At 66.0% G+C, this 24,849-nt stretch carries 22 protein-coding genes; 12 read left to right on the top strand and 10 right to left on the bottom strand.

Annotated features, from left to right (window positions below):
* Positions 1–61 precede the first annotated feature (61 nt).
* The 4 genes from can to I7X43_RS01250 form a co-directional block, all read right to left on the bottom strand.
* Positions 62–733, bottom strand: coding sequence for a carbonate dehydratase (gene can, locus I7X43_RS01265; protein ID WP_198099075.1), 672 nt, complete (start codon positions 731–733; stop codon positions 62–64).
* A gap of 9 nt (positions 734–742) precedes the next feature.
* Positions 743–1,120, bottom strand: a complete 378-nt coding sequence (locus tag I7X43_RS01260) for a hypothetical protein (protein WP_198099074.1) — start codon at positions 1,118–1,120, stop codon at positions 743–745.
* Complete coding sequence (locus I7X43_RS01255) at positions 1,120–2,298, bottom strand: isovaleryl-CoA dehydrogenase (protein WP_198099073.1); 1,179 nt, start codon at positions 2,296–2,298, stop codon at positions 1,120–1,122. The genes I7X43_RS01260 and I7X43_RS01255 overlap by 1 nt, the downstream gene beginning before the upstream one ends.
* An 83-nt stretch (positions 2,299–2,381) precedes the next feature.
* Positions 2,382–3,620 carry a GGDEF domain-containing protein gene (locus tag I7X43_RS01250; protein WP_198099072.1) on the bottom strand — a complete coding sequence of 413 codons (1,239 nt, stop codon included), beginning with the start codon at positions 3,618–3,620 and terminating at the stop codon, positions 2,382–2,384.
* A gap of 46 nt (positions 3,621–3,666) precedes the next feature.
* Between I7X43_RS01250 and I7X43_RS01245 the strand changes: the two genes are divergently transcribed.
* Positions 3,667–4,353, top strand: a complete 687-nt coding sequence (locus I7X43_RS01245; protein ID WP_198099071.1) for a pseudouridine synthase — start codon at positions 3,667–3,669, stop codon at positions 4,351–4,353.
* A 32-nt stretch (positions 4,354–4,385) separates the two neighbouring features.
* Here the strand turns inward: I7X43_RS01245 and I7X43_RS01240 are convergent, their stop codons facing one another.
* A complete protein-coding gene (locus I7X43_RS01240) occupies positions 4,386–4,859 on the bottom strand; it encodes a hypothetical protein (RefSeq protein ID WP_198099070.1) in 474 nt (157 codons plus the stop codon).
* Positions 4,860–5,197: 338 nt separating this feature from the next.
* Here I7X43_RS01240 and I7X43_RS01235 point away from each other — a divergent pair, with 338 nt between their 5' ends.
* Entirely contained in the window at positions 5,198–5,482 is a 285-nt protein-coding gene (locus tag I7X43_RS01235) for a hypothetical protein (protein ID WP_198099069.1), read from the top strand.
* Positions 5,483–5,528: 46 nt separating this feature from the next.
* Here I7X43_RS01235 and yihG read toward each other — a convergent pair whose 3' ends face one another.
* Positions 5,529–6,431, bottom strand: coding sequence for a 1-acylglycerol-3-phosphate O-acyltransferase, YihG family (gene yihG, locus I7X43_RS01230; RefSeq protein ID WP_198099770.1), 903 nt, complete (start codon positions 6,429–6,431; stop codon positions 5,529–5,531).
* Between the two features lie 198 nt (positions 6,432–6,629).
* Between yihG and I7X43_RS01225 the strand changes: the two genes are divergently transcribed.
* Positions 6,630–8,624 (top strand): PKD domain-containing protein, encoded by a 1,995-nt coding sequence (locus I7X43_RS01225; protein ID WP_198099068.1) that lies wholly within the window; start codon positions 6,630–6,632, stop codon positions 8,622–8,624.
* 56 nt (positions 8,625–8,680) lie between these two features.
* On the opposite strand, the gene I7X43_RS01220 is transcribed toward I7X43_RS01225, so the two are convergent.
* Both I7X43_RS01220 and I7X43_RS01215 read right to left on the bottom strand, forming a co-directional pair.
* The gene (locus I7X43_RS01220) at positions 8,681–9,154 is read right to left on the bottom strand and encodes a cyanophycin metabolism-associated DUF1854 family protein (protein WP_198099067.1); all 474 of its coding nucleotides are present in this window, start codon (positions 9,152–9,154) and stop codon (positions 8,681–8,683) included.
* On the bottom strand, positions 9,151–11,457 hold the full coding sequence (locus I7X43_RS01215; RefSeq protein ID WP_198099066.1) for a cyanophycin metabolism-associated ABC transporter: 2,307 nt from the start codon (positions 11,455–11,457) through the stop codon (positions 9,151–9,153). Before I7X43_RS01215 ends, I7X43_RS01220 begins: the two co-directional genes overlap by 4 nt.
* Positions 11,458–11,542: 85 nt before the next feature.
* Here I7X43_RS01215 and I7X43_RS01210 point away from each other — a divergent pair, with 85 nt between their 5' ends.
* The 4 genes from I7X43_RS01210 to I7X43_RS01195 all read left to right on the top strand — a co-directional run bounded on the left by I7X43_RS01210 (position 11,543) and on the right by I7X43_RS01195 (position 17,638).
* A complete protein-coding gene (locus I7X43_RS01210) occupies positions 11,543–13,711 on the top strand; it encodes a cyanophycin synthetase (RefSeq protein WP_198099065.1) in 2,169 nt (722 codons plus the stop codon).
* A 17-nt stretch (positions 13,712–13,728) separates the two neighbouring features.
* Positions 13,729–16,299, top strand: a complete 2,571-nt coding sequence (gene cphA, locus I7X43_RS01205) for a cyanophycin synthetase (RefSeq protein WP_198099064.1) — start codon at positions 13,729–13,731, stop codon at positions 16,297–16,299.
* A gap of 89 nt (positions 16,300–16,388) precedes the next feature.
* The gene (locus I7X43_RS01200) at positions 16,389–17,333 is read left to right on the top strand and encodes a sodium-dependent bicarbonate transport family permease (RefSeq protein ID WP_198099063.1); all 945 of its coding nucleotides are present in this window, start codon (positions 16,389–16,391) and stop codon (positions 17,331–17,333) included.
* A complete protein-coding gene (locus I7X43_RS01195) occupies positions 17,330–17,638 on the top strand; it encodes a P-II family nitrogen regulator (protein WP_198099062.1) in 309 nt (102 codons plus the stop codon). The genes I7X43_RS01200 and I7X43_RS01195 overlap by 4 nt, the downstream gene beginning before the upstream one ends.
* Positions 17,639–17,641: 3 nt before the next feature.
* On the opposite strand, the gene I7X43_RS01190 is transcribed toward I7X43_RS01195, so the two are convergent.
* Together I7X43_RS01190 and I7X43_RS01185 are read right to left on the bottom strand one after the other, a co-directional pair.
* Positions 17,642–17,944: a 2TM domain-containing protein gene (locus tag I7X43_RS01190; RefSeq protein WP_198099061.1), complete on the bottom strand. Its 303-nt coding sequence runs from the start codon at positions 17,942–17,944 to the stop codon at positions 17,642–17,644.
* A 169-nt stretch (positions 17,945–18,113) separates the two neighbouring features.
* Complete coding sequence (locus I7X43_RS01185) at positions 18,114–19,793, bottom strand: DUF885 domain-containing protein (protein ID WP_198099060.1); 1,680 nt, start codon at positions 19,791–19,793, stop codon at positions 18,114–18,116.
* 104 nt (positions 19,794–19,897) lie between these two features.
* On the opposite strand from I7X43_RS01185, the gene I7X43_RS01180 reads away from it, so the two are divergent.
* From I7X43_RS01180 to I7X43_RS01160, 5 genes are all read left to right on the top strand, one after another.
* Entirely contained in the window at positions 19,898–20,662 is a 765-nt protein-coding gene (locus I7X43_RS01180; protein WP_198099059.1) for a DUF3667 domain-containing protein, read from the top strand.
* A 108-nt stretch (positions 20,663–20,770) separates the two neighbouring features.
* Entirely contained in the window at positions 20,771–21,871 is a 1,101-nt protein-coding gene (locus I7X43_RS01175) for a sensor histidine kinase (RefSeq protein ID WP_198099058.1), read from the top strand.
* A gap of 37 nt (positions 21,872–21,908) precedes the next feature.
* Positions 21,909–22,697, top strand: a complete 789-nt coding sequence (locus I7X43_RS01170) for a LytR/AlgR family response regulator transcription factor (protein ID WP_198099057.1) — start codon at positions 21,909–21,911, stop codon at positions 22,695–22,697.
* Between the two features lie 168 nt (positions 22,698–22,865).
* Positions 22,866–24,038, top strand: coding sequence for a sensor histidine kinase (locus I7X43_RS01165; RefSeq protein WP_198099056.1), 1,173 nt, complete (start codon positions 22,866–22,868; stop codon positions 24,036–24,038).
* On the top strand, positions 24,035–24,847 hold the full coding sequence (locus I7X43_RS01160) for a LytR/AlgR family response regulator transcription factor (RefSeq protein ID WP_198099055.1): 813 nt from the start codon (positions 24,035–24,037) through the stop codon (positions 24,845–24,847). The genes I7X43_RS01165 and I7X43_RS01160 overlap by 4 nt, the downstream gene beginning before the upstream one ends.
* Positions 24,848–24,849 lie beyond the last annotated feature (2 nt).

The following is a 24,849-nucleotide window of genomic DNA, read 5'->3' as shown; positions in this document are numbered from 1 at the left end:
TCGGTGACCAGAGGGCCCTAGCCTAGCGGCTGAAATCGGTACAGGCTTCGTGGCTGTGGGGTCAGCCTTCTAAATCAGCACCGTAGCGGCGTGCCACCCGCGCTACGCCCGCTTGGTAAGCGGGCCATACATCGTCCAGCGCTCCGGCCGTGATGCGGAGGTCTTCCAAGAGGCCGTTGTGCAGGCCATAGACCCAGCCATGCACCACCACGCTCTGGCCGCGCGCCCACGCATCCTTGACGATGGTGGTGTGGCAGACGTTGCGGGCTTGCTCCAGCACGTTCAACTCCACCAGCGCATCCACCCGCAGGGCCTCGGGCACGCGCTCCAGCAGCGCCGCGTGCTGGTCGCGCACGTCCTGCACATGGCGCAGCCAGTTGTCGACCAAGCCGACGCGGGTGCCGGCCAGCGCGGCTTTGACGCCCCCGCATTGGGAATGCCCGACGACGATGACATGCTGGACCTTGAGGGCGTCCACGGCGAACTGAATCACCGACAGGGCGTTCAAGTCGGTGTGCACCACCAGGTTCGCCACGTTGCGGTGAACGAACAGCTCACCAGGCAACAGGCCCACCAAGTCATTGGCCGGTACCCGGCTGTCCGCACAGCCAATCCACAGGTACTGTGGGGTTTGCTGTCCGAGCAGACGGGTGAAAAAACCGGGCTGGCGCTGCTCCATGGCCGCCGCCCAGGTCCGATTGCTGTCAAACAGCTCTTTGAGGTCGTGACTCATGGTCAGGGATCAACGCGAGGTGCTTGCCGGCACGCGCGCGCCCAGCCAGCCCATTGGGCCCAGCAGCAAACTGCAGCCAAAGATCCACCACAGCGTCAGAGTGCCCCCGTCAAACGCCAGGATGCCGAGGGATCGCAGCACCAGCACGGCGATGGCCACCATGCCCAGCAACAAGCACAGGGCTCCACTGGCCCGAGTGAGCCACTGAATCGGGCCGTCATTGGCGGGAATGACAAAAAGCCCGTAACCCAGCAGCGTCAGACCCGGATAGGCCAGCCCGGCCGTCCAACCCGGCTCCAGGGCAGTCGCCCCCAGCGCCGATGCGGTCAACACGCCGCCTGAGAGCAGGCCCAGCACGACCATCAAGGCGCCAAAGGCCAACAGCATCACAGCGTCTCCGCAAACAACTCACGCCCGATCAGCATGCGGCGGATCTCGCTGGTGCCGGCGCCGATTTCATAAAGCTTGGCATCGCGCCAGAGGCGGCCCAGCGGGTATTCGTTGATGTAGCCGTTGCCACCAAAAATCTGCACGCCCTCGCCAGCCATCCAGGTGGCTTTTTCAGCACACCAAAGAATCACGGAGGCGCAGTCCTTGCGAACCTGGCGCACGTGGGCCGCACCCAGCTTGTCCAGGTTTTTGCCGACGGTGTAGCAGAACGACCGACCGGCTTGCAGCACGGTGTACATGTCGGCCACCTTGCCTTGGATCAGCTGGAACTCACCGATGCTCTGGCCGAACTGCTTGCGGTCGTGGATGTAGGGCACCACGTTGTCCATCACCGCCTGCATGATGCCGATCGGGCCGGCGGCCAGCACGGCGCGTTCGTAGTCCAGGCCGCTCATCAGCACCTTGGCGCCCTGGTTCAGGCCACCCAGGATGTTCTCGGCCGGCACTTCCACGTCTTGGAACACCATCTCACCGGTATGGCTGCCGCGCATGCCCAGCTTGTCGAGCTTTTGCGCCGTGAAGAAACCCTTCATGCCCTTCTCGACGATGAAGGCGGTGACCCCGCGCGCACCCAACTCGGGCTCGGTCTTGGCGTAGACCACCATGGTGTCGGCGTCGGGGCCGTTGGTGATCCACATCTTGCTGCCGTTCAGCAGGTAGTAGCCGCCCTTGTCCTCGGCCTTGAGTTTCATGCTGATGACGTCGGAGCCGGCACCTGGCTCGCTCATGGCCAGCGCGCCCACGTGTTCGCCGCTGATCAGCTTGGGCAGGTACTTGGCCTTTTGCGCCTCGTTGCCGTTGCGCTTGATTTGGTTGACGCACAGATTGCTGTGCGCGCCATACGAGAGACCCACCGAGGCGCTGGCCCGGCTGATTTCTTCCATGGCCACCATGTGGGCCAAGTAGCCCATGTCGGCGCCACCGTACTGCTCGGGTACGGTGATGCCCAGCACGCCCAGGTCGCCCATCTTGCGCCACAGATCCATGGGGAACTGATCGCTGTGATCGATCTCGGCCGCGCGCGGCGCGATCTCGGCCTCGGCAAAGCTGCGCACGGCATCGCGCAGCGCGTCAATGTCTTCACCGAGTTGGAAGTCGAGGCCGGGGAGATTCATGGGGTTACCTGCGGTTTCATGTCAATAACCCCGCCATTTTAGAGAGCGCCCCCCAACTGTCGCAGGCGGGCTTCTCTAGCGGCTCACGCGCCGACCACCCGGCCCCGTCCCGCCCGCTTGCCTTCGTACAAGCGCGCATCCGCCCGCCGCAGCAGTTCGGGCCACGTGTGGCCGTCTTTCGGTGTCGCTGCGACGCCCGCGGTGGCGTCCAGTGTGAGGGGCGGAACCCCTTCGCCCTGCAACGGCGACTGGCGCAGTGTCTGGAGCAGGTTCTCCATCAGGTGACGCGCTTCTTCGGCCTGCGTTCCGGGAAGGACCAGCACAAACTCTTCCCCACCATAGCGGATGACGCTGTCCAGTTGCCGCACCCCGTTCTGGAGCACTCGCCCCACGTGCTGCAGAGCCAAGTCGCCCACCCAATGGCCTTGGCTGTCATTCAGCGCTTTGAAGTGGTCCAGATCCACCAGGACCAATGCCGTCGAGCGGCCCTGGTGTTCGTCCAAGCGCAAGATCGCCGGCACCTCACGCTCCAGGTAGCGGCGGTTCAGCAGCCCGGTCAGCGCGTCGCGTTGCAATTCGCGCTCCAGGCTCTGCAGGCGCCGCTGAAACGAAAGCACCGCCAACAAATCCAAGGCGGCCGGTTCCACACCCCGACGCCATCCTCGCAACCAAGTGGCCCCCACGGCCCCGAGAAAGAAGGCCACCACGGTCTTGCCGATCAGCACGGCCCGCAGGTCGTCCCAAACCAGGCGCTGGGGTCCGATCAAGGCTTGAAACGCCAGGGTGTCGACCAGATTCACCAGAAGAAGACTGACCACCACGCTGCCCCAGAGGCTGAAGCCCCGTCGCAGCAACACCTGCAACAGCACCACCACGCCGATGAGTCCGACAACCAGGAGCCCATTGCCGACCAAAAGAACCGCGCCGCTGAACACCATGCTGCGCGGGTCCAACGGCGCATGCAGGATGACGTCTGGATGGGCCACCAACGCGGCGAGCAGGGCCATGAACCAACTGGTCAGCACACTCAGGGCCACCAGGCCCCACAGCAGCTGGCGCGTGGGGCCGGCCCCCAAGCGCAGATAGGCCATCTGCACGGTGGCCAGCAGGGCCACAAAGGACACCAGTGAACCGAGTTCGGCGGTACCCAAACCCGGCAGGGTCAACACCACGTGCCCCGCGACAAAGTACTTCAATCCTTCCAGCAGGGCCATGCAGACCATGGCGGGCGCCAGGCCGTGGCGGTCATACAGAGACAGGGCGACCAAACACAAACCAAAGCTCAGCAGCGCAAAAGTCAATGCCAGAAAGATTGGAACCATCGCGAACGGTCGGCGTAGCGGGCACGCCATACCCTAGCATGTGTCCATGCAGCTACAGCAAATCCTGTTCAGCCAAGGGTTCGGCACCCGTCACGAATGCGCAGGCTTGGCCGTCCAAGGCCGGGTGCGGGTGGGGGGACAAGCGGCCCTGGACCCTTTTGCCGAGTACGAACCCGACGGGCTGCAGTTCGAGGTCGACGGCGTGCCTTGGCCCTACCAAGGGCAAGCCTTGGTGGCGCTGCACAAGCCGGTCGGCTACGAATGCAGCACCAAACCCAAGCACCATCCCAGCGTGCTGAGCTTGCTCCCAGGGCCCTTGCGGGTTCGGGGTGTGCAACCCGTAGGCCGTCTAGACGAAGACACCACGGGCCTGCTGCTGCTCACCGACGACGGTTCGCTCATTCACCGCTGGACCCACCCCAAGAAAAAGGTGGCCAAGGTGTACGAAGCGACGCTCAAGCACCCTATGGAGGAGGCGGCCCGGCTGCAGTTGCTCCAGGGGGTAGTGCTGCACGATGATCCCCAGCCGCTTCAAGCCGAGGCCGCTGAGTTGATCGACTCCACCCACTTGCGGATCACCTTGACCGGTGGGCGGTACCACCAGGTGAAGCGCATGGTGGCGGCGGTGGGGAACCGGGTTGAGGGGCTGCACCGCAGCCAGTTTGGGCGCTTGGCCCTTCCCGCGCATCTGCAGCCGGGCGAGTGGTGCTGGATCAACGCGACGTCCGTCTGACCCCGAGAACCCTCGCCCGCTGCCGTTCGCTGTCAGTACAAGGCCACCGCCGCGGCGACCGGCAGTGCCGTGAGCGCCACACGGTTGGTGTCCTTCCCCTCGTCGGATTCGGGCCGAATCGCCAGACGGAAGGCGAAGCGCTGGGGCGCGCGAGCCACGCTGGCCGCTTCGCATTGGACGTTTTGCATGGCCTGGCGCACCGCCCCCCGGTAGGGGTTCCAGTGCCCTTGGGTTTGCACTTGATCCACCGCGCCCTCGCGGATGTCGAAGCGCACCACCATGTCGGCGCTTCCCCCGGTGCGGGACAGCGCGCGAGCGAGTCCCACGGTCAGTTGCGCCGTTACGTCCGGGCACGCTTGCAGCACATCCGTTCGGACGGGGAGGGCTTGCCCTGCCACCTCGACCCGTTGCAAGGGTTGCAGTGCATGGGGCGGTGTGGCGGCACCGACGCCCACGGCTCCGGTCATCAGCACCAGGGAAACGGTCTTGATCAAAAAGCGGCTCATGGTGGTCTCCTTTTCGAGCCAGTCGACACATGGCCCTTGCGAGTTCAAACCTCGCAAGGCAGAGACCCCGAGCCACTCAGTGTCGCGCGCCGCCCAGCGGCTCGGGATGGCAGCAAACAAAAAACGTCTGCTGGAGCCAATCCTGCGCCGAATCGCCCCGTGCACCGAAAGTCACACTGCTGATTGGTGCCATGCTGGGCGGGTGGCGCCGCGAAAGCGCGTCGCAAAGCTGTGACTTCTTGCCGTCCCCCTGGGGCCGTGCCCGTCGTTACCCCGATGCGGGGAGGGGCGCTTCGCGGTAAATTGGCGCATCCCCGCACCCTGCCTGAGGTCAGCCCATGAAAACCATTGCTTTGATTGCCCTGTTGGCCCCTGTGGCCGCCTTTGCGTCGTCGGATCAAACCCTGCGCAACGACTGTTCCAACCGCAGCACCAGCACCAACGAATACGAATTCGTTTACACCAAAGGCAAGCTGGGCTGCAACGAGCGCCAGTACAACCAATACTTGGCCAGCTTGGATCCGGCGCTGGTGATGGGGGCCAACCCGACGGCGGCAGGCAAGCCCGCCATCGAGGAGCACAAGTTCACGTACCGCAAGGGCAAGCTGAAGTCGGGTCAATAAGCCCCGTTCACCTCGCGATCGATGAAGCCGGCCCCGGGCCGGCTTTTTACTTTTTGAACTCCTGCAGCACCGCGTCGATCTCGCGGTCTTTGGCCTCCCAGACTTCGTTGAGCCAAGTCTGAAAGCGCGCCCGGAAGGCCGGATCGTCGGTGTAGTCCCCTTGAACCAAATCCAGGGGGATGGCTCGCTCCTGCACCAGCATCACCACCCGTCCGCTGCGCCCACAGAGCAGGTCCCAAAACGTCGGGGCGCCATCGGGGTAGACCAAGGTCACGTCCAGCAGCGCCCGGAATCGTTCGCCCAGGGCGCTGAGCGCCAGCGCCAACGCGCCGCCTTTGGGCTTGAGCAAGTGGCGGTAGGGCGAGGCCTGACGCGCGTGTTTCGCCAGCGTGAATCGTGTGCCCTCCGCAAAGTTCATGACGCTGGTGGGGGCGTGGGCGAAGCGAGCACAACTCTTGCGCGTGGTCTCCATGTCCTGGTGGCGCAGTGCTGGGTTCTTGCGCAGCGCGGCTTTGCCATGACGTTTCATGAACGGGAAGTCCAGTGCCCACCAGGCCAAGCCAATGACGGGTACCCAAATCAACTCTTGCTTGAGGAAGAACTTCAGAAACGGAATGCGCCGGTTGAAGCCCCGCTGCAGCACAAAGATGTCCACCCAGGACCGGTGATTGCAGTTCACCATGTACCACCCGCCCGACTTCAGGTGATCGGCCCCACGGACCTCCCACGGCGCGGGGTTGCTCGCAGCGATCCAGGCGCTGTTGCAGGCGATCCAGCTCTTGGCAATGCGATTCAACCAGGGATCCAGCGCGCGACGCACACTCTGCAGGGGGAGCAACAGCTTGAGCAGAGACAAGGCGAAAAGCGGTGTGCACCAAAACAGCGTGTTGAGCGCCAACAAGAGGGAATTCAGGGCCCCAAGCAGGGGGGCGGGCAGCCAAGTCAGCATGAATCGAGCGCGGGTCACCAGGAAAACCGGGATTGTCGCCGCTGCACCTCAACTCGCGACGGGGCGCTCCCGCACGGGCGCCGCCCCACCGCTCACCCGCAGTTGAGGGGGTGGAACATTCGGTTACCAAATTGGGCGCGCCCGGGGCGGGGACACTTCGGGACCACAAACGCCCCCTTCGAGGGCGAGGGATTCCCCATGAAACGATTTTTCTTGCCGGCGCTAACCGCTGGCCTGTGCAGTCTTTTGGTCGCTTGCGGGGGTGGCGGATCGTCGACCCCTGCACCCACGCCAACGCCGCCAACACCGCAACCGCTGGCCGCGGTTGATGCGTGCGCGAACAGCAGCAACTTTGCGGTGACGAGCCAAGCGCCGACCGCCCCGGGGCGTCCGGCTGCTGTGGGGGTCCTGAATTGCCAAAGCGTGGGTGAACTGACCCAGTTGAGTTGGACGCAAACCGAAGGGCCAGCCGTCAGCATGCAGTCGGCCCGCTCCCAGCTCATTGCGTTCGAGCCGCCGCAAACGGGGCGCTATGGATTTCGCGTTCAGTTCGTGGACGCGGGGGGGCAGCCCCAGTCGCAGTCCGTCAACGTGGACGTTGCCGGAGCGTTCCCCACGCCCCTGATCAGCCCCCGCACCAGCCAAGCCGTTCGAATGGGGGGCAAAGTGTCCCTCCGCGCTTGGCCGTCGCCCGGGGTCGGCGCCAGTCAGATTTCCTGGACGCAGCTTGAAGGCCCCGTCGTGACCCTGGACACCCAGGACCCCACCGTTGCCTTCTTCACCGCCCCCACGGTGACGCGAGACACGGTGATCCGTTTGCGGGTGACCGCTACCAGCCAGGGGCGCAGCGACAGCGCCGACGTCACCGTCCTGGTGGAGCGCCACGCCCAGGCAACAACCGGGGATGCGTCGGCCCTCTGGGAGGGCTACCACGTCTCTCGCGTGTACCCCTACATCGCCAGTAGCCCCCATGCGGCTCACTTGGTGCCTTGCACGTATGCGGCCAATCAGCGGGACACCTCGCTGTGTTCGCTGGAGCGGCTTCCCCTGCTGGCGCAAGAAACCCTGGGTCAGCCGCCCGCCATTGATCAGGTGATGAACCGGGTCTTGGTGTCGCACGACTGGATGGGGGTGAACTTCCGCCGCTTCTTGGAAACCCATGACACCCGGGGGGATTTCCGCCGCATGCTGATGTCGACCACCGCCGTGGTGATTGGCGCTCAAGTTCGCCCGTCGTTCTATTACGCCGCCACCGGGGCCATCTACTTGGATGCCGACAACTTCTGGCTCACCCCGGAAGAGCGCGACACCATTAATGAGGCGCCGGACTACCGCGGTGCGTTTGGCAAGACGCTGCAGTACGACATGCTGTGGCGTTACACGATCGGCAATGCCAGCATCTACAGCTACTACGCTCCGGATCAACGGGTGACCCGTCCCATCGGTGACTTGCTGGCGGATGCCGGTCCCTTGATGTACCACGAGCTGGGCCATGCGCTCGACTTCACGCCGCCCGCAGCCTATGCCGGTCTGGACCGCAGCAAGACCCTGTGGGACAACATTGCGCCCCGCTATGGCGCCAAACAGCTCACCTCGGATCGAGCGGGTAGCCTCCACCCGTTGATCTCGACTGAACTGCAGGGCTTGGGCCAGGTGAAGTTCCATGGGGTGACTGCATCGGCGTTGCAGAACAGCTATACCCCGTCCCAGATCGCCGGCTTCTTTGCGCCCGACCTGGCGACCGACGAGTACGCCTACTCGACCTCGCGCGAAGACACGGCCATGACCTTCGAAGAGGTGCTGTTGACGCGGCGTCTGGGCTACCGTCGTGACGTGGCCGTCACGCCCGCCATTCAGGCTGGCGACACCAGCCGCACCATTTTGGTGACCTGGGGGCAGCGGGGCCGGATTGGCGACCCGCGGCTGCACCCGCGTGCGCGCTTGGTGATGAACGATTTGGCGCCTTGGTTCGACACCACAGAGCTGGGCCAGCTGCCGGCGCCGACCCCAATGCGCGCGGGCGAGAGCTGGTACAGCAATCTGTTCCTCGGTAGCGAGCCGCTGCGCAAACCCTTTGCTGCGGGCGGCCCGCTGCCCACGAAGGAAGAGTGGGGGGTGTTCCAGAAGGAGCTGAAGCGTCGCCATCACGCCCGCCACGAAGGCCGCCCGACGCTGGACCGGCACGTGCACTGAGCGCAACATTAAAAAGCCGCCTCAACGAGGCGGCTTTTTTGTGGGCGCCGGAGTTCTCAGAGAAACCGTTCCAGCAAGCGGCGCGAGCCCCGATCCAGCGCCCAGCGGTCGGCCACATAGAGCTGCAAGCCGTGACTCGTGGTGATCAACAGCCGCCCTTCACCCAATCGACGAATGTCCTCTTCGGTCTTGAGGATGAACTCCAAGCCCCCCTTGTCGGTCTCCACGGTCCATTGGCTGGGTGTCGAAAACGTGCTCACGGCCACCAAGCGCTGCAGCAGGGGGCGGAATTCCCGGGTGCGCAGCTCCGCAAGCAGCAAGTCGCGCGGGCCGGCAGGCAAGTCCGCCAAGCGGTCCACCCAGGCCAATTCATGACCATCCGCGCCCACCAGACTCAAGCCCTCATCGGGGGCGCTGATCGGGTGGGCTCGAACGGGGTGCACGCCCGCGTGCGCGGCCCCACTCGCATCGGTGAGCACCAATCGGCCAAAGGCATCGCGGTGCAGGGTCCAGTCGATTACTGTGCTCATGCGGCCACCGTGTGTTGATTGGGGTTGGGGGCCACGACCATCAGACCCTCTCCTTCATCATGTTCCTCCGCCCGACGGGCCTGGGCTTCCCACAGTCGCCAATAGTGGCCCTGTGCGGCGATCAATTCGTCGTGTCCTCCGACTTCGACGATTTCGCCGCGGTCCATCACCACCAAGCGATCGGCCTTGCGCAAGGTCGACAAGCGGTGGGCAATGGCGATGGTGGTGCGCCCCTTCACGAGGTTGTCCAACGCCTTCTGGATCTCTTTCTCGGTCTCCGTATCCACCGCGCTGGTGGCCTCATCCAAGATCAAGAGAGCCGGGTCAATGAGCAAGGCTCGGGCGATCGAGATGCGCTGGCGTTCGCCCCCGGACAGTCCTTGGCCTCGTTCGCCCACCAGGCTGTCGTACCCGTGGGGCAAGCGCAGGATGAATTCATGGGCGTGGGCGGCACGAGCGGCGGCGACGATTTCTTCCCGCGTCGCTCCTGGCTTGCCGTAGGCGATGTTCTCGGCAATCGTGCCAAAAAACAGGAAGGGCTCTTGCAGCACCAGGCCGATGTGCCGCCGGTAGTCCGCCACCTTGATGCGTCGCAGGTCCACGCCGTCCACTCGAATCGAACCCTCGGTCACGTCGTAGAAACGGCAAATCAGGTTCACCAGGGTGCTTTTCCCCGAGCCGCTGTGCCCCACCAAGCCGATCATTTCGCCCGGCTGAATGTCCAGGTCCAGGCGTTTGATGACTGCGCGACTGCCATACCGGAAATGCACGCCTTGCAAGGACAGCGCCCCGCGGGCCTGGTCAAAGGGCACGGGCTGGGCGGGGTCGGGCACATTGGAGACATGGTCGAGGATGTCAAAAATGCGCTTGGCGCCGGCCGCCGCCTTTTGGGTCACCGACACGATGCGGCTCATCGAATCCAACCGGCCGTAAAAGCGGCCGATGTAGGCCAGGAAGGCGGTCAACACGCCCACCGTGACCGAACCGCGACTGACCAACCAAATGCCCGTCGCCCACACCACCAAGAGGCCAAACTCCGTCAGCAGGGCCACCGTTGGGCTGAACAGACTCCAGGTCTTGTTCAGTTTGTCGTTCACCGCCAGGTTGTTCGCATTGGCTTCTTTGAAGCGCAGGGCTTCTCGCTTTTCCTGGGCGAAGGCTTTCACCACCCGAATGCCGGGAATCGTGTCGGCCAGCACCGAAGTCACTTCGCCCCATACGCGGTCGATCTTTTCAAATCCGGTGCGCAGGCGATCACGCACCAAGTGAATGAGCCAGGCAATGAAGGGCAGGGGAATCAGCGTGGCCAAGGCCAAACCCGGGTGAATGCTGAACAGGATGACGGCCGTCATCCCCAGCATCAGCACATCCGTGATGAAGTCCAGGGCATGCAGCGACAGGAAGACCGAAATCCGATCGGTTTCGGAGCCGATCCGCGCCATCAAGTCGCCTGTGCGCTTGTTCCCGAAGTACTCCAGCGACAGACCCAGCAAGTGCTCAAACGTGGCCGTCCGCAGATCGGCGGCGATGCGCTCGGACACCAGGGCCAGGATGTAGGTTTTCGCCCAACCCAGCACCCAGCTCACCAGCGCGGCGCCGAAAAGACCCGCGAGCAACCAACCCACCAGGGTGGTGTTGATGGGCTGGCCGTTCTGGAACGGAATCAGCACCTGGTCCATCAGCGGCATGGTCAGGTAAGGCGGCACCAACGTGGCGCCCGTGGCCCCCATCATCAACAAGAAGCCCAGCAGCAACTGCCCTTGGTAGGGCTTGGCAAAACGCCCCAATCGCAGCAGAACCCAGGTCGAGGGCGGCGTATGGAGTTCCCGATGGCAGGTGGGGCATTCCTCGCTTTCAGGTGGCAACGGCGCTTGGCAGGTGGGGCAAAGCTCGGCGTCGTCGGCTCGAGCCGGCTGGGGCTTCCCGGCCAATTCGTCCTGCGATTGCGCAAAGGCATCTTGCAAGCGCGTCACGCCCAGTTGATCGGCCAAGGTGAAGTGCCAATGCTGCTCACGACCCAGCGCGGTACCCAGCTCCAGGCAGCCTAAGCCGGCATGGTCGTGGCACCGCAGCGTCATGCCGGAGACCACCGGCCACACCTGGCGTCCATCCGCCCCGAGGGCCAGCAATCGGAACCCGTGCCCAGACTGAATCAAGGCCAGCAGCCCCGCGTCAAACCGCAACGCCCGGTTCAGGTCAACGCTGGCTGCCGCGATGACGTTGTCGCCAGCCTGGACTTCTGCCTGCAACGAGGCCCAAAGCGGGTGCTGACGCAGGGCATCACTGATGGGAAAAGCTTGCATGGGACGAAAACGAGAAGAGTCGTCGGGCATTGTGCCTCTCCGATTCCGCGCAGAATGCACCCTATCTGAGCCCCACGGCCCGACCATGAGCAAGAAAAACGACATCCAACTGTTGCGCATCAGTTACCTGCGCGGCCCCAACATCTGGACCTACCGGAGCTGTCTGGAGGTGTGGCTGGATTTGGGGGAATTGGAAGACCACCCCTCGCACCTGCTGCCGGGGCTGAACGACCGTCTCACGACTTGGTTGCCCAACTTGCAGGAGCACCACTGCGGTGTGGGCGAGCGCGGTGGGTTCCTGCAGCGTCTGCAGGAGGGCACCTGGATGGGACATGTGTTGGAGCACGTGGTCATCGAGTTGCTGAATCTGGCCGGCATGCCCACGGGCTTTGGGCAGACCCGATCCACCACGCAGCGGGGCGTCTATCGCATGGTGTTCCGGGCGCGTGATGAGCAGGTGGCTCGCGCGGCGCTGAAAGAGGGGCATGCGCTGTTGATGGCCGCCATCAACGATGAGCGGTTCGACGTGCCGGCCGCAGTGGCGCGACTTCGGGACACCATCGACGACTGTTATCTGGGCCCCAGCACGGCGGCGATCGTCGCGGCGGCGACCGAGCGGCGCATTCCCCACATTCGGCTCAATGATGGCAATTTGGTCCAACTGGGGCATGGGGCCAAACAGCGCCGAATCTGGACAGCAGAGACCGATCGAACCAGTGCCATTGCCGAAGGCATCGCGGGGGACAAAGACCTCACCAAAACCCTTCTCAAAGCGGTGGGGGTGCCTGTCCCGGCGGGGCAAGTGGTGCGCAGTCCAGAGGAGGCTTGGGAAGCCGCCCAAGATTTGGGGCTTCCCGTGGTCGTCAAGCCCAGCGATGGCAACCACGGTCGGGGGGTGACCCTGGACCTCAAAACGGAGCAAGACGTTCGCGCGGCCTTTGCCCTGGCCGACTCGGAGGGCTCGGAGGTGCTGGTGGAGCGATGCATCCCAGGCAATGAGCACCGCATGCTGGTTGTGGGGGGCAAAGTGGTGGCGGCCGCTCGCGGCGAGTCAGCCTGGATTCATGGCGACGGCCGGCACAGCGTGCGTCAGTTGATTGACTTGCAAATCAACAGCGACCCGCGCCGGGGCTTGACCGAAGACTTCCCACTGAACCGCGTGATGCCCGAAGAGGATCCGGTGGTCATGCTCGAACTGGAGCGGCAGAACCTGCGTCCGGAATCCGTGCCCGCGCATGGCCAGCGGGTTCTCATTCAGCGCAACGGCAATGTGTCGATTGACTGCACGGCCGAAGTCCACCCCGAAGTGGCGTTTCAGGTGGGGCTGGCGGCTCGCACGGTGGGCTTGGACATCGCCGGCATTGATCTGGTTGCGGAAGACATTGGCCGTCCGCTGCACGAGCAGGGCGGCGCCGTCGTCGAAGTCAATGCCGGCCCGGGCCTGTTGATGCACCTGAAGCCCGCCGAAGGTGTGCCCCAGCCCGTCGGGCAGGCCATCGTCGACCATCTGTTTGCTGAGGACGAGAGCGGCCGCATCCCCATCGTGGGCGTCACGGGCAAGCAGCACACCACCCCGATTGCCCGCCTGGTGGCCTGGCTTTTGCACCTGCACGGCAAACAGGTGGGCCTGGCTTGCAGCGCTGGCCTGTTTTTGGGACCTCGGCAGGTGGAGAAACACATCAAACGCCCGTTTGACGCTGCACACCGCCTGCTGATGAATCGGCGCGTCGATGCCGTGGTGGCAGAGAACGATGCAGGTTCCATCCTGAACGATGGGCTGGCCTATGACCGTTGCACGGTTGGGGTCGTCACGGACCTGAACCTGGACGCCAGCCTGCAGCATCACGATGTGCAGGAGTTGCCCCAGCTCTTCAAAGTGCTGCGCACCCAAGTCGATGTGGTGCTGCCGGAGGGAGCGGCCGTTTTGAATGCCGAAGACGAGCAAGTGGCCAGCATGGCCGAACTCTGTGATGGCGAGGTCGTGTTCTACAGCTGCAGCGAAACCGCCGCCCCGCTGACGGCCCACTTGCACGGCGGCGGTCGGGCTGTGGTGTTGAGAGGAACGCAAGCTTGGCTCTTGAGCAGTGAGGGCCAGCAAGTTGGCGCAAACGTGGATTCCCTGTTGCGCCGTTATCAGGGCGCCGGGTTGCATTGCGAGGCTGGGGCCGTCTTGGCGGCCGTGGCAGCGGCCTGGGCCTTGGGCATTTCGCCCGAATTGATTGCCGCCGGTCTCGAAACCTTCATTCCCGCCTGATTGAGAGAGCAATCCGCATGGAAGTCTCCCGCGTCCGCGCCCTCCGGGGCCCCAACATCTGGAGCCGCCACCTCGCCATCGAAGCGGTGGTGGTGTGCTCTGCCGCCGAGTCCGACCTGCGCCAACTGCCCGGGTTCGAAGCCCGCCTGCGCGCGCTTTTCCCGGGCGTGGGCTCGCTGCATGGCCCCAAGCAAGAAACCATCAGTTTGGCGCACGTGATTGAGCAAACGGCGCTCGCGCTTCAAGCGCAAGCGGGGTGCCCCGTCACGTACAGCCACACCCACCGCACGCCCACCGAGGGCCACTACCTGGTGGTGGTGGAGTACTCGGAAGAGGATGTGGGGCGCTTGGCCTTTGATGAAACCGTCAAGCTGGTTCAAGCGGCGCTGGACGGCCGCAGTGACTGGGACCATGTTGCGGTTACCAAGCAATTGCGCGAACTGGACGAGGATGTTCGACTGGGGCCTTCCACGGGCAGCATCGTGAATGCCGCGGTCGCCCGGGGCGTACCCTACCGACGCTTGACCCAAGGGTCGTTGGTTCAGTTTGGCTGGGGGCACAAGCAGCGTCGCATCTGGGCGGCAGAAGTGGACGCCACCAGCGCGGTGAGCGAGTCCATCGCCCAAGACAAAGACCTGTCCAAGCGCCTCCTGCAAAGCGCCGGCGTGCCGGTGCCGCACGGGCGTCCCGTTGACGATTTGGAAGACGGTTGGGCTGCCGCTCAGGAAGTGGGTCTGCCCGTGGTGGTCAAACCCCAAGACGGCAACCAAGGCAAGGGCGTGACCGTCAACGTTTCGACCCGAGAAGGCTTTGACGCGGCCTACAAGGCCGCCGAAGAAATCGGCGACGTGATGGTGGAAAAGTTCCTGCCGGGCGCCGACTACCGATTGCTCGTGGTCGGGAACCAACTCGTGGCGGCGGCCCGACGTGACCCTCCCCAGGTCAGCGGGGACGGGGTGCATACCGTGCGTCAACTGGTGGACGAGGTGAACAAAGACCCGCGCCGTGGCGATGGTCACGCCACCTCCCTCACCAAAATTCGTTTGGATGACATTGCCATCACGCGTCTGGCCATGCAGGGGCTCACTCCGGACTCGGTGCCCGAGAAGGGGCAGCGCGTTATCTTGCGGAACAACGCCAACCTCTCGACGGGCGGTTCAGCCACCGATGTCACGGACGACGTCCACCCCGAAGTGGCGGCGCGGGCCATTGCGGCGGCCCAAATCGTGGGCTTGCACGTGTGTGGCGTGGATGTGGTGGCGGAAACCGTCATGCGCCCGCTGGAAGAAGTGAATGGCGGCATCGTGGAGGTGAACGCTGCCCCGGGCCTGCGCATGCACCTGTCGCCGTCGTACGGCAAGGGCCGCAATGTCGGCAAGGCGGTGATCCAAAGCATCTATGGCGCGGACAAGAACGAAGACGGCCGGATTCCGGTCGTCGCCGTGACGGGCACCAATGGCAAGACGACCACCGCGCGGTTGATTACCCATCTTTTTGCCACCAGTGGGCTCAAGACGGGCATGACGAACACCGATGGGGTGTACGTGGATGGACGCCAGATTGACAGCGGTGACTGTTCCGGGCCCAAGAGCGCGCGAAACGTGCTCATGCACCCCGATGTGGAAGCGGCCGTGTTTGAGTGCGCCCGCGGGGGCATCTTGCGAGAAGGGCTGGGCTTTGATCGCTGCCAAGTCGCCGTTGTGACCAACATTGGGGCCGGCGACCACTTGGGTCTCAATTATTTGGAGACCGTCGAAGACATCGCGCGGCTGAAGTCCGTCATCGTTCAAAACGTGGCGCCCTCGGGTTACGCGGTACTGAACGCCACCGACCCGCTGGCTGTGGGCATGGCGGCACAATGCCCCGGTCAAATCATTTATTTCGGCGCCGATCGCCATCAACCCTTGATGGCCACCCACCGCGCCCAGGGCAAGCGGTGCGTCTTTGTCGATGAAGGGGCCGTGGTGGCGAGTGATGGTGCCTGGCGCGAGACGATTGCGCTGCGCGATATACCCATCACCCGGGGCGGCTTGCTCGGCTTCCAAGTTGAAAACGTCATGGCTGCGGTCGCGGCCGCCTGGGGCGCGGGATTGGCGTGGGATGCCATTCGCCGCGGTCTGGCCAGCTTCAACAGTGATGGCGATAACGCGCCGGGCCGTTTCAACATGATGGAGTTTCGCGGCGCCACGGTGATTGCGGACTACGGCCACAACCCCGACGCCATGCGCGCCTTGGTCGCCGCCATTGAGGCCCTGCCCGCGCAGCGTCGCAGTGTGGTCATCAGTGGGGCGGGCGACCGGCGCGACCAGGACATCGTGGAGCAAACCCAAATTCTGGGCGCCGCGTTCGACCACGTCGTGCTCTATCAAGACGCCTGCCAGCGTGGCCGCGAAGACGGCGAGGTGGTGGCCTTGCTGCGCCGCGGACTCGAAGGCGCCACCCGCGCTGCCCGTGTTGACGACATTCGTGGCGAGTTCCTCGCCATCGATCACGCCTTGCAGCACTTGAACGAAGGCGACTTGTGCTTGGTGCTGGTGGATCAGGTGGAAGAAGCCCTGGCCCATTTGCGCCGGCGCTGCGCGGAATAAGTGGCGCGCCGCGGGCGGCGCGCCACTTGACGCGAAGCCCAAGTCCGCGGTGAGGCAAGGCTGTTCAGTTCCCGGGAACAATGCCGGCCATGCTGGATGTTGTGGTGTTCTTTTTCGTGCTCGGGGTTTTTGCGCGCGTGGTCAAGAGTGACCTGCGCCTGCCCGAGGCCCTCTATGAAACCCTGACGATCTACCTGCTGCTCGCCATCGGCCTCAAAGGGGGGCTGGAGTTGAGCCGGCAGCCCCTGATGGCGCTGGCGCCCCAGGTGGGGGCGGTCATGCTGCTGGGGGCGCTGATTCCCTTGGGCGTGAGCCCGTTGCTGCGGCTGGCCGGGCTGCGCGCGGTGGATGCTGCGGGCTTGGCCGCCCACTATGGCTCGGTCAGCGTCGTGACCTTTGCCGTGGGCCTGGCCGCCGTGCAGCGGGCGGGGCTGCCCCATGAAAGCCATGCGGCCTTGTGGGTCGCCGTGATGGAGGCGCCGGGCTTGGTGGTCGGCATCGTGCTGGCGCGCCTGGCGATGGGCCGCGAGGGCGGCAGCCCCTTGCGCTGGGGCTTGCTTGCCCACGAGGTGCTGCTCGGCAAGTCGGTGCTGCTGCTGCTGGGTGGGCTCTTGATCGGCGCCGTGGCGGGGGACGCTGGCGTGGCCCCCATCAAGGCCGTGTTTGTCGACCCCTTCAAGGGCGTGCTCGCGCTGTTTCTGCTGGAACTGGGCCTGGTCGCGGGGGGGCAAATTCCGGCTCTGCGCAAACACGGCATGAAGCTCGTGCTGCTGGGCTGCGTGCTGCCGCCCCTGCTGGCCTTGGCTGGTGCTGCGACAGGGTGGTTGCTGGGCCTGCAGGCCGGCGGCGTGGCCCTGCTGGCCACGCTGGCCGCGAGTGCCAGCTATATCGCCGCGCCGGCCGCCGTGCGGGTGGCGGTGCCGCAGGCCAACACCGGTTTGGCGATTGCCTGTGCGCTCGGGGTGACCTTCCCCTTTAACCTGCTGATTGGCATCCCGCTGTATTTGAAGCTCGCGCAGAGTTGGACCCCATGAGCCTGACCAAACACCGCAAGACCCAACTCAAGATCGTGGCCGAGGCGGCGCTGGAGCCTCGCCTGCTGGCCGAGCTGCGCCGGCACCAGATTCAGGCCTGGACGCTCTACGAGGTGCGCGGGGGCTTCCCCGAGGGCGAGCGTGCGGGCGACTGGGAGGGCGACCGCAGCATCGAGCTGCGCGTCACCTGCGATGCGGCCGTGGCCGATGCCATTGCCGAGACGGTGCTGCAGCGCTTCGCTCCGCACTACAGCGTGCTGGTCAGCTTCACCGAAGTCGAAGTGCTGCGCGCCAATTTGTACTGAGGTTCAGCCCTGGCGGCGCGCCTGCAGCGCGCGCAGCTCCTCGGCCATCATGCGCTCGCGCAGGCCCTGGCCGGTCAGGCTGATCAGGGTCACGATGCCGTGAATGGTCAGGCCCAGGCCCCAGCCCCAAATCGGCACCAAGCGCACGCCCTCACCGCCTTTGAGCAAGCCCAGCAGGGCCAGGCCAGCGTTCACCAAGATGAAAACCGTGAGGTGGACCAGAAAGCCCATCTTCTGGTCCACCCGTTTCTTGGCCAGGCGCTCCAGTTCGGCGTCGGTCGTTGCGGGGGTCAGGCTCGTGTTCATGGGGCAGCTCCGTGAGGCGTTGAAGGGACAAGGCCGGCATCGTGCCGATGGCCCTCGCTGGGTTCGAGCGTCCTGCGATGAAGGGCCGGCACGGGCGCTGAATGGGGATTGGCAAGCGTGAGTGGTGAGCAGCGGGTGCACGGGCGCACGTCGAGGGCGCGCCCCAGACTCACGGCTGCGGCTTCAGCTCCGCCGCCAAGCAACCCAAGGGCACGGTCCCCAAGGCCAGCAGGCGGTCGTGGAAGTCGCGCAAGCTGAAGCGGGTCCCCAGCGCTGCTTCGTGCTCGGCGCGCAGGCGGCGGATGTGAACTTCACCCAGCTTGTAGGAGAGCGCTTGGCCGGGCCAGCCGATGTAGCGGTCCACCTCGGTGCGCACCTCGTGCTCGCTCAGGGCCGTGTGGTCGCGCAAAAAGGCTTGCGCTTGCTCGCGGGTCCAGCCCAGCGCGTGCAGGCCGGTGTCGATCACCAGGCGGCAGGCGCGCCACATCTCGTAGCTGGCACGCCCCAACTCCTCGAAGGGGCTGCGGTAAATCCCCATCTCGCGTCCCAGGTATTCCGCGTACAGCGCCCAGCCCTCGGAGTGCGCGCTCAAGTCGCCCGCGCGGCGGAAGGGGTGCAGGCTCTCGTTTTCCAACTCCAGCGCGAACTGCAGGTGGTGGCCGGGCACGGCTTCGTGCAAGGTCAGCGCGGGCAGTTGCAGCAGCGAGCGGCTGGCCAGGTTGTGGGTGTTGACCCAGTACAGCGCGGCTTGGCCCTTGGGGGCCGCCAGGTAACGGCCGGCGGTGTAGTGGGGGGCGAAGCTTTCGGGCACGGGCTCCACGCCAAACGGTTGGCGCGGCAGGTGGCCAAAAAAGCGCGGCAGCACCGCGTCCACCCGCTTGCAAATGCCGCTGGCCGCGTTGAGCAGGGCCTCGCCACTGGTGGGGATGAAACGCGGGTCCACCTGCAGCGCGCGCAAAAAGCTCGGTAGGCTGGGGCCGGCCTCGCCGCAGGCGACCTGCAGCGTCGCCATGTCGTGGCGGATGCGCTCGACCTCGGTCCTGCCCAACTCATGCACTTGATGGGGCGTGAGCGGCAGGGTGCTGAAGTTGCGCACGCGGGCGGCGTAAAAGGCGTCGCCCTCTGGCATCGCTGACGCCCCGACCGCTGGGCCGCTGCGGGCAGCGGGCCAGTAGCGGGTCTCCAGAAACTGCAACAGGCGACGGTAGGCGGGCAGCAGGTGGCCCTCGATGGCTTCGCGCGCCAGGGCCGCCAGGTGTGGGTGTCGCCGCAGCGGTTCGGTCAGGGGCGTCCAGAAGGGCGTCTCTTCTGCCCGGGCACAGGCCGCCATGCGGCGCACGGGGCCCTCCCGCCCGGCCAGCACCAGAGCCGGCTGCACCCGGCCAGCGCGCAGGCCGTCTTCCAGCAGGCTGTGGTGGTCGTCCAGGTAAACCGCGACGGCTTGCAGGCGCAGCAGATAGGCCTCCACCTGCTCGGCGTGGTCCAGCGGCTGGTCCCGCCAGAGCTCGGGCAGGTAGCTGTAAAAGGCCTGGTCGGCGTCAATGGGCATGAGCACGCCGCCCAGCGCGTGCTCGTCGATCTGCGTGTCGAGCTGGTGCGCCAGCACGGCGGCGTTGACGCGGTTCGGGGCGCTCAGCTGGGTCGTGTCGAGCGCGTCCAACTGTGCGCGCACCTGGCGCCAGTGGGCCAGACGGCGTGCCCGGCTCTCGGCGTCCATGCGTTCCATGCGGTGGTTGTGCTCGGTCAGGCCATTGAGCGTGGCCAGGCGGGGGAACTCCCGCAGACGCCAGTGCCATTCGGCGTTGAGCAGGGTCTCAAAGGCGTGATCGGGTTCGAGCGGGGCGGTCATGGGCAGTGCGGCGGGCCTTGGATTGAGGGGCATCTTCGCCGCTGAAAGGCGCCGATGGGGCGGGACAATGCGCCCCCCTTGCCCTGGCGCCCGAGGAGGGCCGCATGACCCCGCATTGCCTGAACTGCAGCACCCCGCTGAACTCGCCCTATTGCCCCCAGTGCGGGCAAAGTGCCGGCGTGCATCGCTACACGCTGGCGGGTTTGCTGCACGACGTCCCGCATGCGGTCTTCCATGTGGACCGCGGCTTGTGGCCCACGCTGTGGGGCGTGCTGGTCCGGCCGGGGTCGACCATTCGGGGCTACCTGGAGGGTCAGCGGGTGCGCCATTTCAACCCGCTGACCCTGCTGGTGCTGTGCGCCAGCCTGTATGTGGCTTGCTATGGGCGGGCGGACTTCCTGCCCCAAATCAGCCGGCTGGGTGGGGAGCACATGGCGGCCATGGGTTTTGACTTGCTGGGTTGGTTCACCCGTGCCTTTTCTTTGCTGATGCTGGTGGCCGTTCCCCTGCAGGCCTGGGCCAACTGGCTGTGTTTTCGGCGCGAGCGCTACAACCTGGCCGAGCACATGGTGGCCGTGGCCTTCATTTCCGCCGCCACCACCGTTTTGATGGTGGTCCCCCTGTTCCCCCTGCTGTGGGGGCTCAGCCGCCAGGGCCCCGCGGCGCAGGCGTGGATTGGGCCCTTGTGGCTGGTGGGGGTGGCGCTCACCACCTCGTACCAGAGCTGGGCGCTGGCTCAGGTCTTTGACCGCCCCGGCCTGCGGCCCAAGGCCAGCTGGCGCGTGCAGGGGGGCATGGTGCTGCTGCTGCTGATGGTGGCGGTGCCGGCCTTTGTGATGGGCGTGGCCTGGGTGGTGCTGCGGCGCTGATGGGCGCGCCTCTCCATCGGCTCCCGCCGACCCGCCATTCGCCGGCGGAATCCGCCATTCGCCGCTGGCCCGGGCCGGTCGGCCTGCCTGTCTCTAGACTGCGGACCCATGCAAACCGCCCAAGCTTCCTGCGCCGACATCCCGTGGTGGCGTGACTGGCGCCAATACCTGGCGCCCGGACCCCTGCGCCGTTTCAGCGCCGAGGAGTTGAAACGGGGCGGCGACCGGCCCTGGCCCCTGGGGGCGGATCGCTACGTTTACATCAACATCCTCATCTTGCTGGCCGTGAATTGGCCCCAGATGACGCCGGGTCTGCGGGTGGTGTTGCCGCCGGTGACGCTTGCCGTGACCTGGGCGGCGCTGGCGGGCTGCCACTGGATCTGGGCCAACCCCAGCCGCTGGCGCTTGGGCTGGGCGAATGCGGCTGGGGGACTGGTGTTTGCCGGCATGGCCGTGGCGCTGCGCCTGACCCGCGAGCCCGATACCCGCGAGCGCTCCATGCTCTTGCTGGCCCTGGCCCTGTCGGCCTTTGTGATGGTGGTGACGGCCTGGTGGTTTCTCGCCATCTACCGCGCCCAGCAAATCGAGGCGCGGCTGCGCGAGTTGGACGACCAGGAGGCGCAGCGCCGCCTGCAGCACCGCTTGGCGACGGCGCAGATTCACCCGCACTTTGTGTTCAACACCCTGGCCTCACTGACGCAATGGGTCGAGACGCAAGACCCGCGGGCCGCGCCGCTCTTGCGCGACTTTGCCGCCTACTTGCGCGCCACCCTGCCGATGTTTGAGAAGGAGAGCCAGCCGCTGCGGGAAGAGCTGGAACTGGTGCGCCGCTACCTGGCCATCATGGCGGCCCGCATGGGCGAGCGGCTGCGTTGGACGGTGGAGGCTGACCCGGCGCTGGCCGAGTGCCCCGTGCCGCCGGGCAGCGTGCTCACCTTGACCGAGAACGCGATCACCCACGGGCTGGAGCCCAGCCTGCGTGGCGGGGAGCTGCACGTGCGGGCCCAAGCCCAAGCGGGCCGATTGACCCTGAGCGTGCAAGACACGGGTGTGGGTCTCTGTAGCGGCTCGGAGCCGGACGAACCCGGCATCGGTCTGGCCAACACCCGCCAGCGCTTGCAAGCCCTGCACGGCCCGGGCGCCACGGTGAGCCTGGCCGAACGCCCTGAGGGCGGCTGCGAATCTTTGATGGTGATCCCTCTTCAGTGAATGCCTCCAGTCTTGCCACGGCTCGCCACCCCCTGTTATGACCAAAATTCTGATTGCTGACGACGAAGAAGCGCCCCGCGAACACCTGCGCCGCCTGCTGGAGGCCACTTGGCCCGAGGCGGACTTGGTGGCCGCATGCAGCAATGGCGTGGACGCCTGGGACGATGCGCTGGCCCTGGAGCCCGATGTGTGCTTCCTGGACATCCGCATGCCGGGGCTGACGGGCCTGCAAGTGGCCCAACGACTGGCGGGCCTGGAGGCACCGCCCAGCGTCGTGTTCGTCACGGCCTTCAACGACCACGCCTTGGCGGCCTTTGATGCGGGGGCGGTGGACTACGTGGTCAAACCGCTGGACGCCGAGCGCCTGGCGCAGACGGTGGCCCGGCTGCAGGCGCGGCGCCGCCATCCCTCGGCGTCGGGGTCGGCTCCAGCGGCCGGGGCTGAACTCCAGGCCCTCTTGCAAAGCCTGCTGCCCGCCGCCCGGGCGACCAAGCCCCGCCCCATCCAGGCCAGCCTGGGCAAGGAGGTGCGCCTGATCCCACCCGAGGATGTGCTCTATTTCGAGAGCGACAGCCGCTACACGCGGGTCGTGTACCGCAGCGAGGGGCAGGACGGGGAGGCCCTGATCCGCACGCCGCTCAAAGAGCTGGTGGCCCAACTCGACCCCGACCAGTTCTGGCAGGTGCACCGCTCGGTGCTGGTCAACAGTCGGGCCGTGCTCAGCGCCCTCCGCGTGGATGAGAACAACCTGCAGCTCACCCTGCGCGGTCGCAGCGAGAAGCTGCCCGTGTCGCGCCAGTTCCAGGGCTTGTTCAAGGGGCAGTGAGGGCGGAAGGCCGGGTGGGATCCGCCCTTAGGCCACCATGCGTGCCCCATTCATGCGCTCTGCGTCACCATCCATGACAGGCCGGGCGCGAGTCGCCCCAAACCGGTGGGCCGGTGATGCCCGACTTTCTAGAGTCACGTCCATGGTCTTCAACACGCCCTTTTCGCCATGAACAGCACCTCCTCTCCTCTGGCCCACGGCAATCGGTTTCAGCGCGCTTACCACCGCTGGGCGGCCCCCCATTACGCCCGCATGGCGCCGGACTTGCGCGAGCAGGTGGAGGCCATTGACCGCCACCTCTACACCCGCCAAGGCCTGGGCACCTGGCTGGGCGTCGTTGGCGCCCTGGTGGGCACCACGCTGGGCTTGCGGGCCAGCGGCTTCCCTTGGCTTGGGGCGGTCCTGCTGGCCCTGACCGGCTGGGGCGTCGTGTTGATGATGGGCCTGAACCTCTGGCTGCAGCCAGACAAAATGGCCAAGTCCTTCGGCTCCCTGCCCAAGGTGGCGTTGATGCTCGTGCTGGGGCTGACCGGAGCCCTGTTCGGCACCTGGGTGGGACACACGGCCAAGCGCGGGTATGTGGATTGGTCGGCCTACGTGGCGACGTTGCAGGGCAAGCTCACCAGCTTTTTGCCGGGCTTGGTGGTGGGCATGCTGGGGACCTTTCTGGTGCTGTGGAGCCTGGCTGCGGTGCGCCGCGGGGTGCTCCGGCGCCAGCGCGACCAGGCGCGGCTGGAGGCCGAGCGCGATGCGGCCACGGCCGAAGCCCGGCAGGCGCAACTGCGGGTGCTGCAAGCCCAGATTCACCCGCACTTCATCTTCAACACCCTGGCGGCCTTGCAGCACTGGGTGGACAAAGGCGATGAGCGGGCAGCCCCCTTGCTGCGCGAAGTCACTGCCTTCCTGCGCGGCGCCACGGAGCTGTTGGGGCGCGACTCGGTGACGCTGGCCGATGAATGGGCGCAGGTCGGGCACTACCTGGCCATCATGAAGGCGCGCTGGGGCGATCGCCTGCGCTACGAAATGGACGCAGCGCCAGCGCTGATGGAGCGAACCCTGCCCCCTGGCGTGCTGCTCACCTTGGTGGAGAACGCTGTGGAGCACGGCATTGCCCACCGGCTGGGCGGCGGCGCCCTGCGGGTGGCGGCAGCCTCCCACACCCAAGGCTGGCGCGTGACGGTGGAGGACGAGGGGGTGGGCCTCGCCCCCGGTTGGCAGCCCGGTGTGGGCTTGAACAATGTGCGGCAACGGCTGGCGCACCATGCCGGCCCGGCTGCCACGATTACCCTGGCGCCCCGCCCGGAAGGCGGCTGCCTTGCCACGATTGAGATTCCGCAATGAACACACGCCCCACCCTGTTGATCGCCGACGACGAAGAAGCCCCCCGCGAGCAGCTGCTGGACGCCTTGGCCCAGGTGTGGCCGCAGGCCAACGTGGTGGCGGTGGCCCATCACGGCGCCGATGCCTGGGACCAGTGGCTGGAGCATGAGCCCGAGGTTTGCTTTCTGGACATCCACATGCCGGGCCTGAGTGGCATCGAAGTGGCGCAGCGCATTGCCGGCCGCAGCGCGGTGGTGTTCGTGACGGCCTATGGCGACCATGCCTTGGCCGCGTTCGACGCGGGCGCGGTGGACTACGTGCTCAAGCCGGTGGAGGAGGCCCGTCTGGCGCAAGCCGTCCGCCGGGTGCAGACGCGCCTGCGTCCGGTTTCGGAAGCGCCCCCCGCCGCGGGCGAGAGCGCTGCGCCCGCGCCATCACCGGAGGCCCTGCAAGCGCTGCTGGCCAAATTGGCCCGGGACCTGCAGCGGCCGGCCAAGCCGGAGGTGCTGCAGGCCTCGGTCGGCAAAGAGGTGCGCATGATTCGCCTGCGCGACGTGCTGTTCTTCGAGTCCGATACCCGCTACACCCGAGTCGTTTACCGCGCCGACGGCGAGGACGCCGAGGCCCTGATTCGCACGCCGCTCAAAGACCTGCTGGCCCAGTTGGACGAGCAGCTCTTCACCCAGATTCACCGCTCGGTAATCGTCCGCAGCGAGGCCATTGCCAGCGCCGTGCGCGACGACGCCGGCAACATGCACCTGCGCTTGCGTGGGCGCGACGAGCGCTTGCCGGTGTCGCGCCAGTTTCAGGGCCTGTTCAAGGGGCAGTGAGC

Origin of the sequence: Inhella gelatinilytica (assembly GCF_016093295.1) — a bacterium.
GTDB classification, from domain to species: domain Bacteria; phylum Pseudomonadota; class Gammaproteobacteria; order Burkholderiales; family Burkholderiaceae_C; genus Inhella; species Inhella gelatinilytica.
Note: the sequence above shows the minus strand (reverse complement) of the source record. Positions and strands in the feature narration are given on the sequence as shown.

Bases quoted from the DNA above. Each gene is read 5' to 3' on its own strand.
- can (WP_198099075.1), bottom strand. From the start codon at position 733: ATGAGTCACGACCTCAAAGAGCTGTTTGACAGCAATCGGACCTGGGCG.
- I7X43_RS01260 (WP_198099074.1), bottom strand. From the start codon at position 1,120: ATGCTGTTGGCCTTTGGCGCCTTGATGGTCGTGCTGGGCCTGCTCTCA.
- I7X43_RS01255 (WP_198099073.1), bottom strand. From the start codon at position 2,298: ATGAATCTCCCCGGCCTCGACTTCCAACTCGGTGAAGACATTGACGCG.
- I7X43_RS01250 (WP_198099072.1), bottom strand. From the start codon at position 3,620: ATGGTTCCAATCTTTCTGGCATTGACTTTTGCGCTGCTGAGCTTTGGT.
- I7X43_RS01245 (WP_198099071.1), top strand. From the start codon at position 3,667: ATGCAGCTACAGCAAATCCTGTTCAGCCAAGGGTTCGGCACCCGTCAC.
- I7X43_RS01240 (WP_198099070.1), bottom strand. From the start codon at position 4,859: ATGAGCCGCTTTTTGATCAAGACCGTTTCCCTGGTGCTGATGACCGGA.
- I7X43_RS01235 (WP_198099069.1), top strand. From the start codon at position 5,198: ATGAAAACCATTGCTTTGATTGCCCTGTTGGCCCCTGTGGCCGCCTTT.
- yihG (WP_198099770.1), bottom strand. From the start codon at position 6,431: ATGCTGACTTGGCTGCCCGCCCCCCTGCTTGGGGCCCTGAATTCCCTC.
- I7X43_RS01225 (WP_198099068.1), top strand. From the start codon at position 6,630: ATGAAACGATTTTTCTTGCCGGCGCTAACCGCTGGCCTGTGCAGTCTT.
- I7X43_RS01220 (WP_198099067.1), bottom strand. From the start codon at position 9,154: ATGAGCACAGTAATCGACTGGACCCTGCACCGCGATGCCTTTGGCCGA.
- I7X43_RS01215 (WP_198099066.1), bottom strand. From the start codon at position 11,457: ATGCAAGCTTTTCCCATCAGTGATGCCCTGCGTCAGCACCCGCTTTGG.
- I7X43_RS01210 (WP_198099065.1), top strand. From the start codon at position 11,543: ATGAGCAAGAAAAACGACATCCAACTGTTGCGCATCAGTTACCTGCGC.
- cphA (WP_198099064.1), top strand. From the start codon at position 13,729: ATGGAAGTCTCCCGCGTCCGCGCCCTCCGGGGCCCCAACATCTGGAGC.
- I7X43_RS01200 (WP_198099063.1), top strand. From the start codon at position 16,389: ATGCTGGATGTTGTGGTGTTCTTTTTCGTGCTCGGGGTTTTTGCGCGC.
- I7X43_RS01195 (WP_198099062.1), top strand. From the start codon at position 17,330: ATGAGCCTGACCAAACACCGCAAGACCCAACTCAAGATCGTGGCCGAG.
- I7X43_RS01190 (WP_198099061.1), bottom strand. From the start codon at position 17,944: ATGAACACGAGCCTGACCCCCGCAACGACCGACGCCGAACTGGAGCGC.
- I7X43_RS01185 (WP_198099060.1), bottom strand. From the start codon at position 19,793: ATGACCGCCCCGCTCGAACCCGATCACGCCTTTGAGACCCTGCTCAAC.
- I7X43_RS01180 (WP_198099059.1), top strand. From the start codon at position 19,898: ATGACCCCGCATTGCCTGAACTGCAGCACCCCGCTGAACTCGCCCTAT.
- I7X43_RS01175 (WP_198099058.1), top strand. From the start codon at position 20,771: ATGCAAACCGCCCAAGCTTCCTGCGCCGACATCCCGTGGTGGCGTGAC.
- I7X43_RS01170 (WP_198099057.1), top strand. From the start codon at position 21,909: ATGACCAAAATTCTGATTGCTGACGACGAAGAAGCGCCCCGCGAACAC.
- I7X43_RS01165 (WP_198099056.1), top strand. From the start codon at position 22,866: ATGAACAGCACCTCCTCTCCTCTGGCCCACGGCAATCGGTTTCAGCGC.
- I7X43_RS01160 (WP_198099055.1), top strand. From the start codon at position 24,035: ATGAACACACGCCCCACCCTGTTGATCGCCGACGACGAAGAAGCCCCC.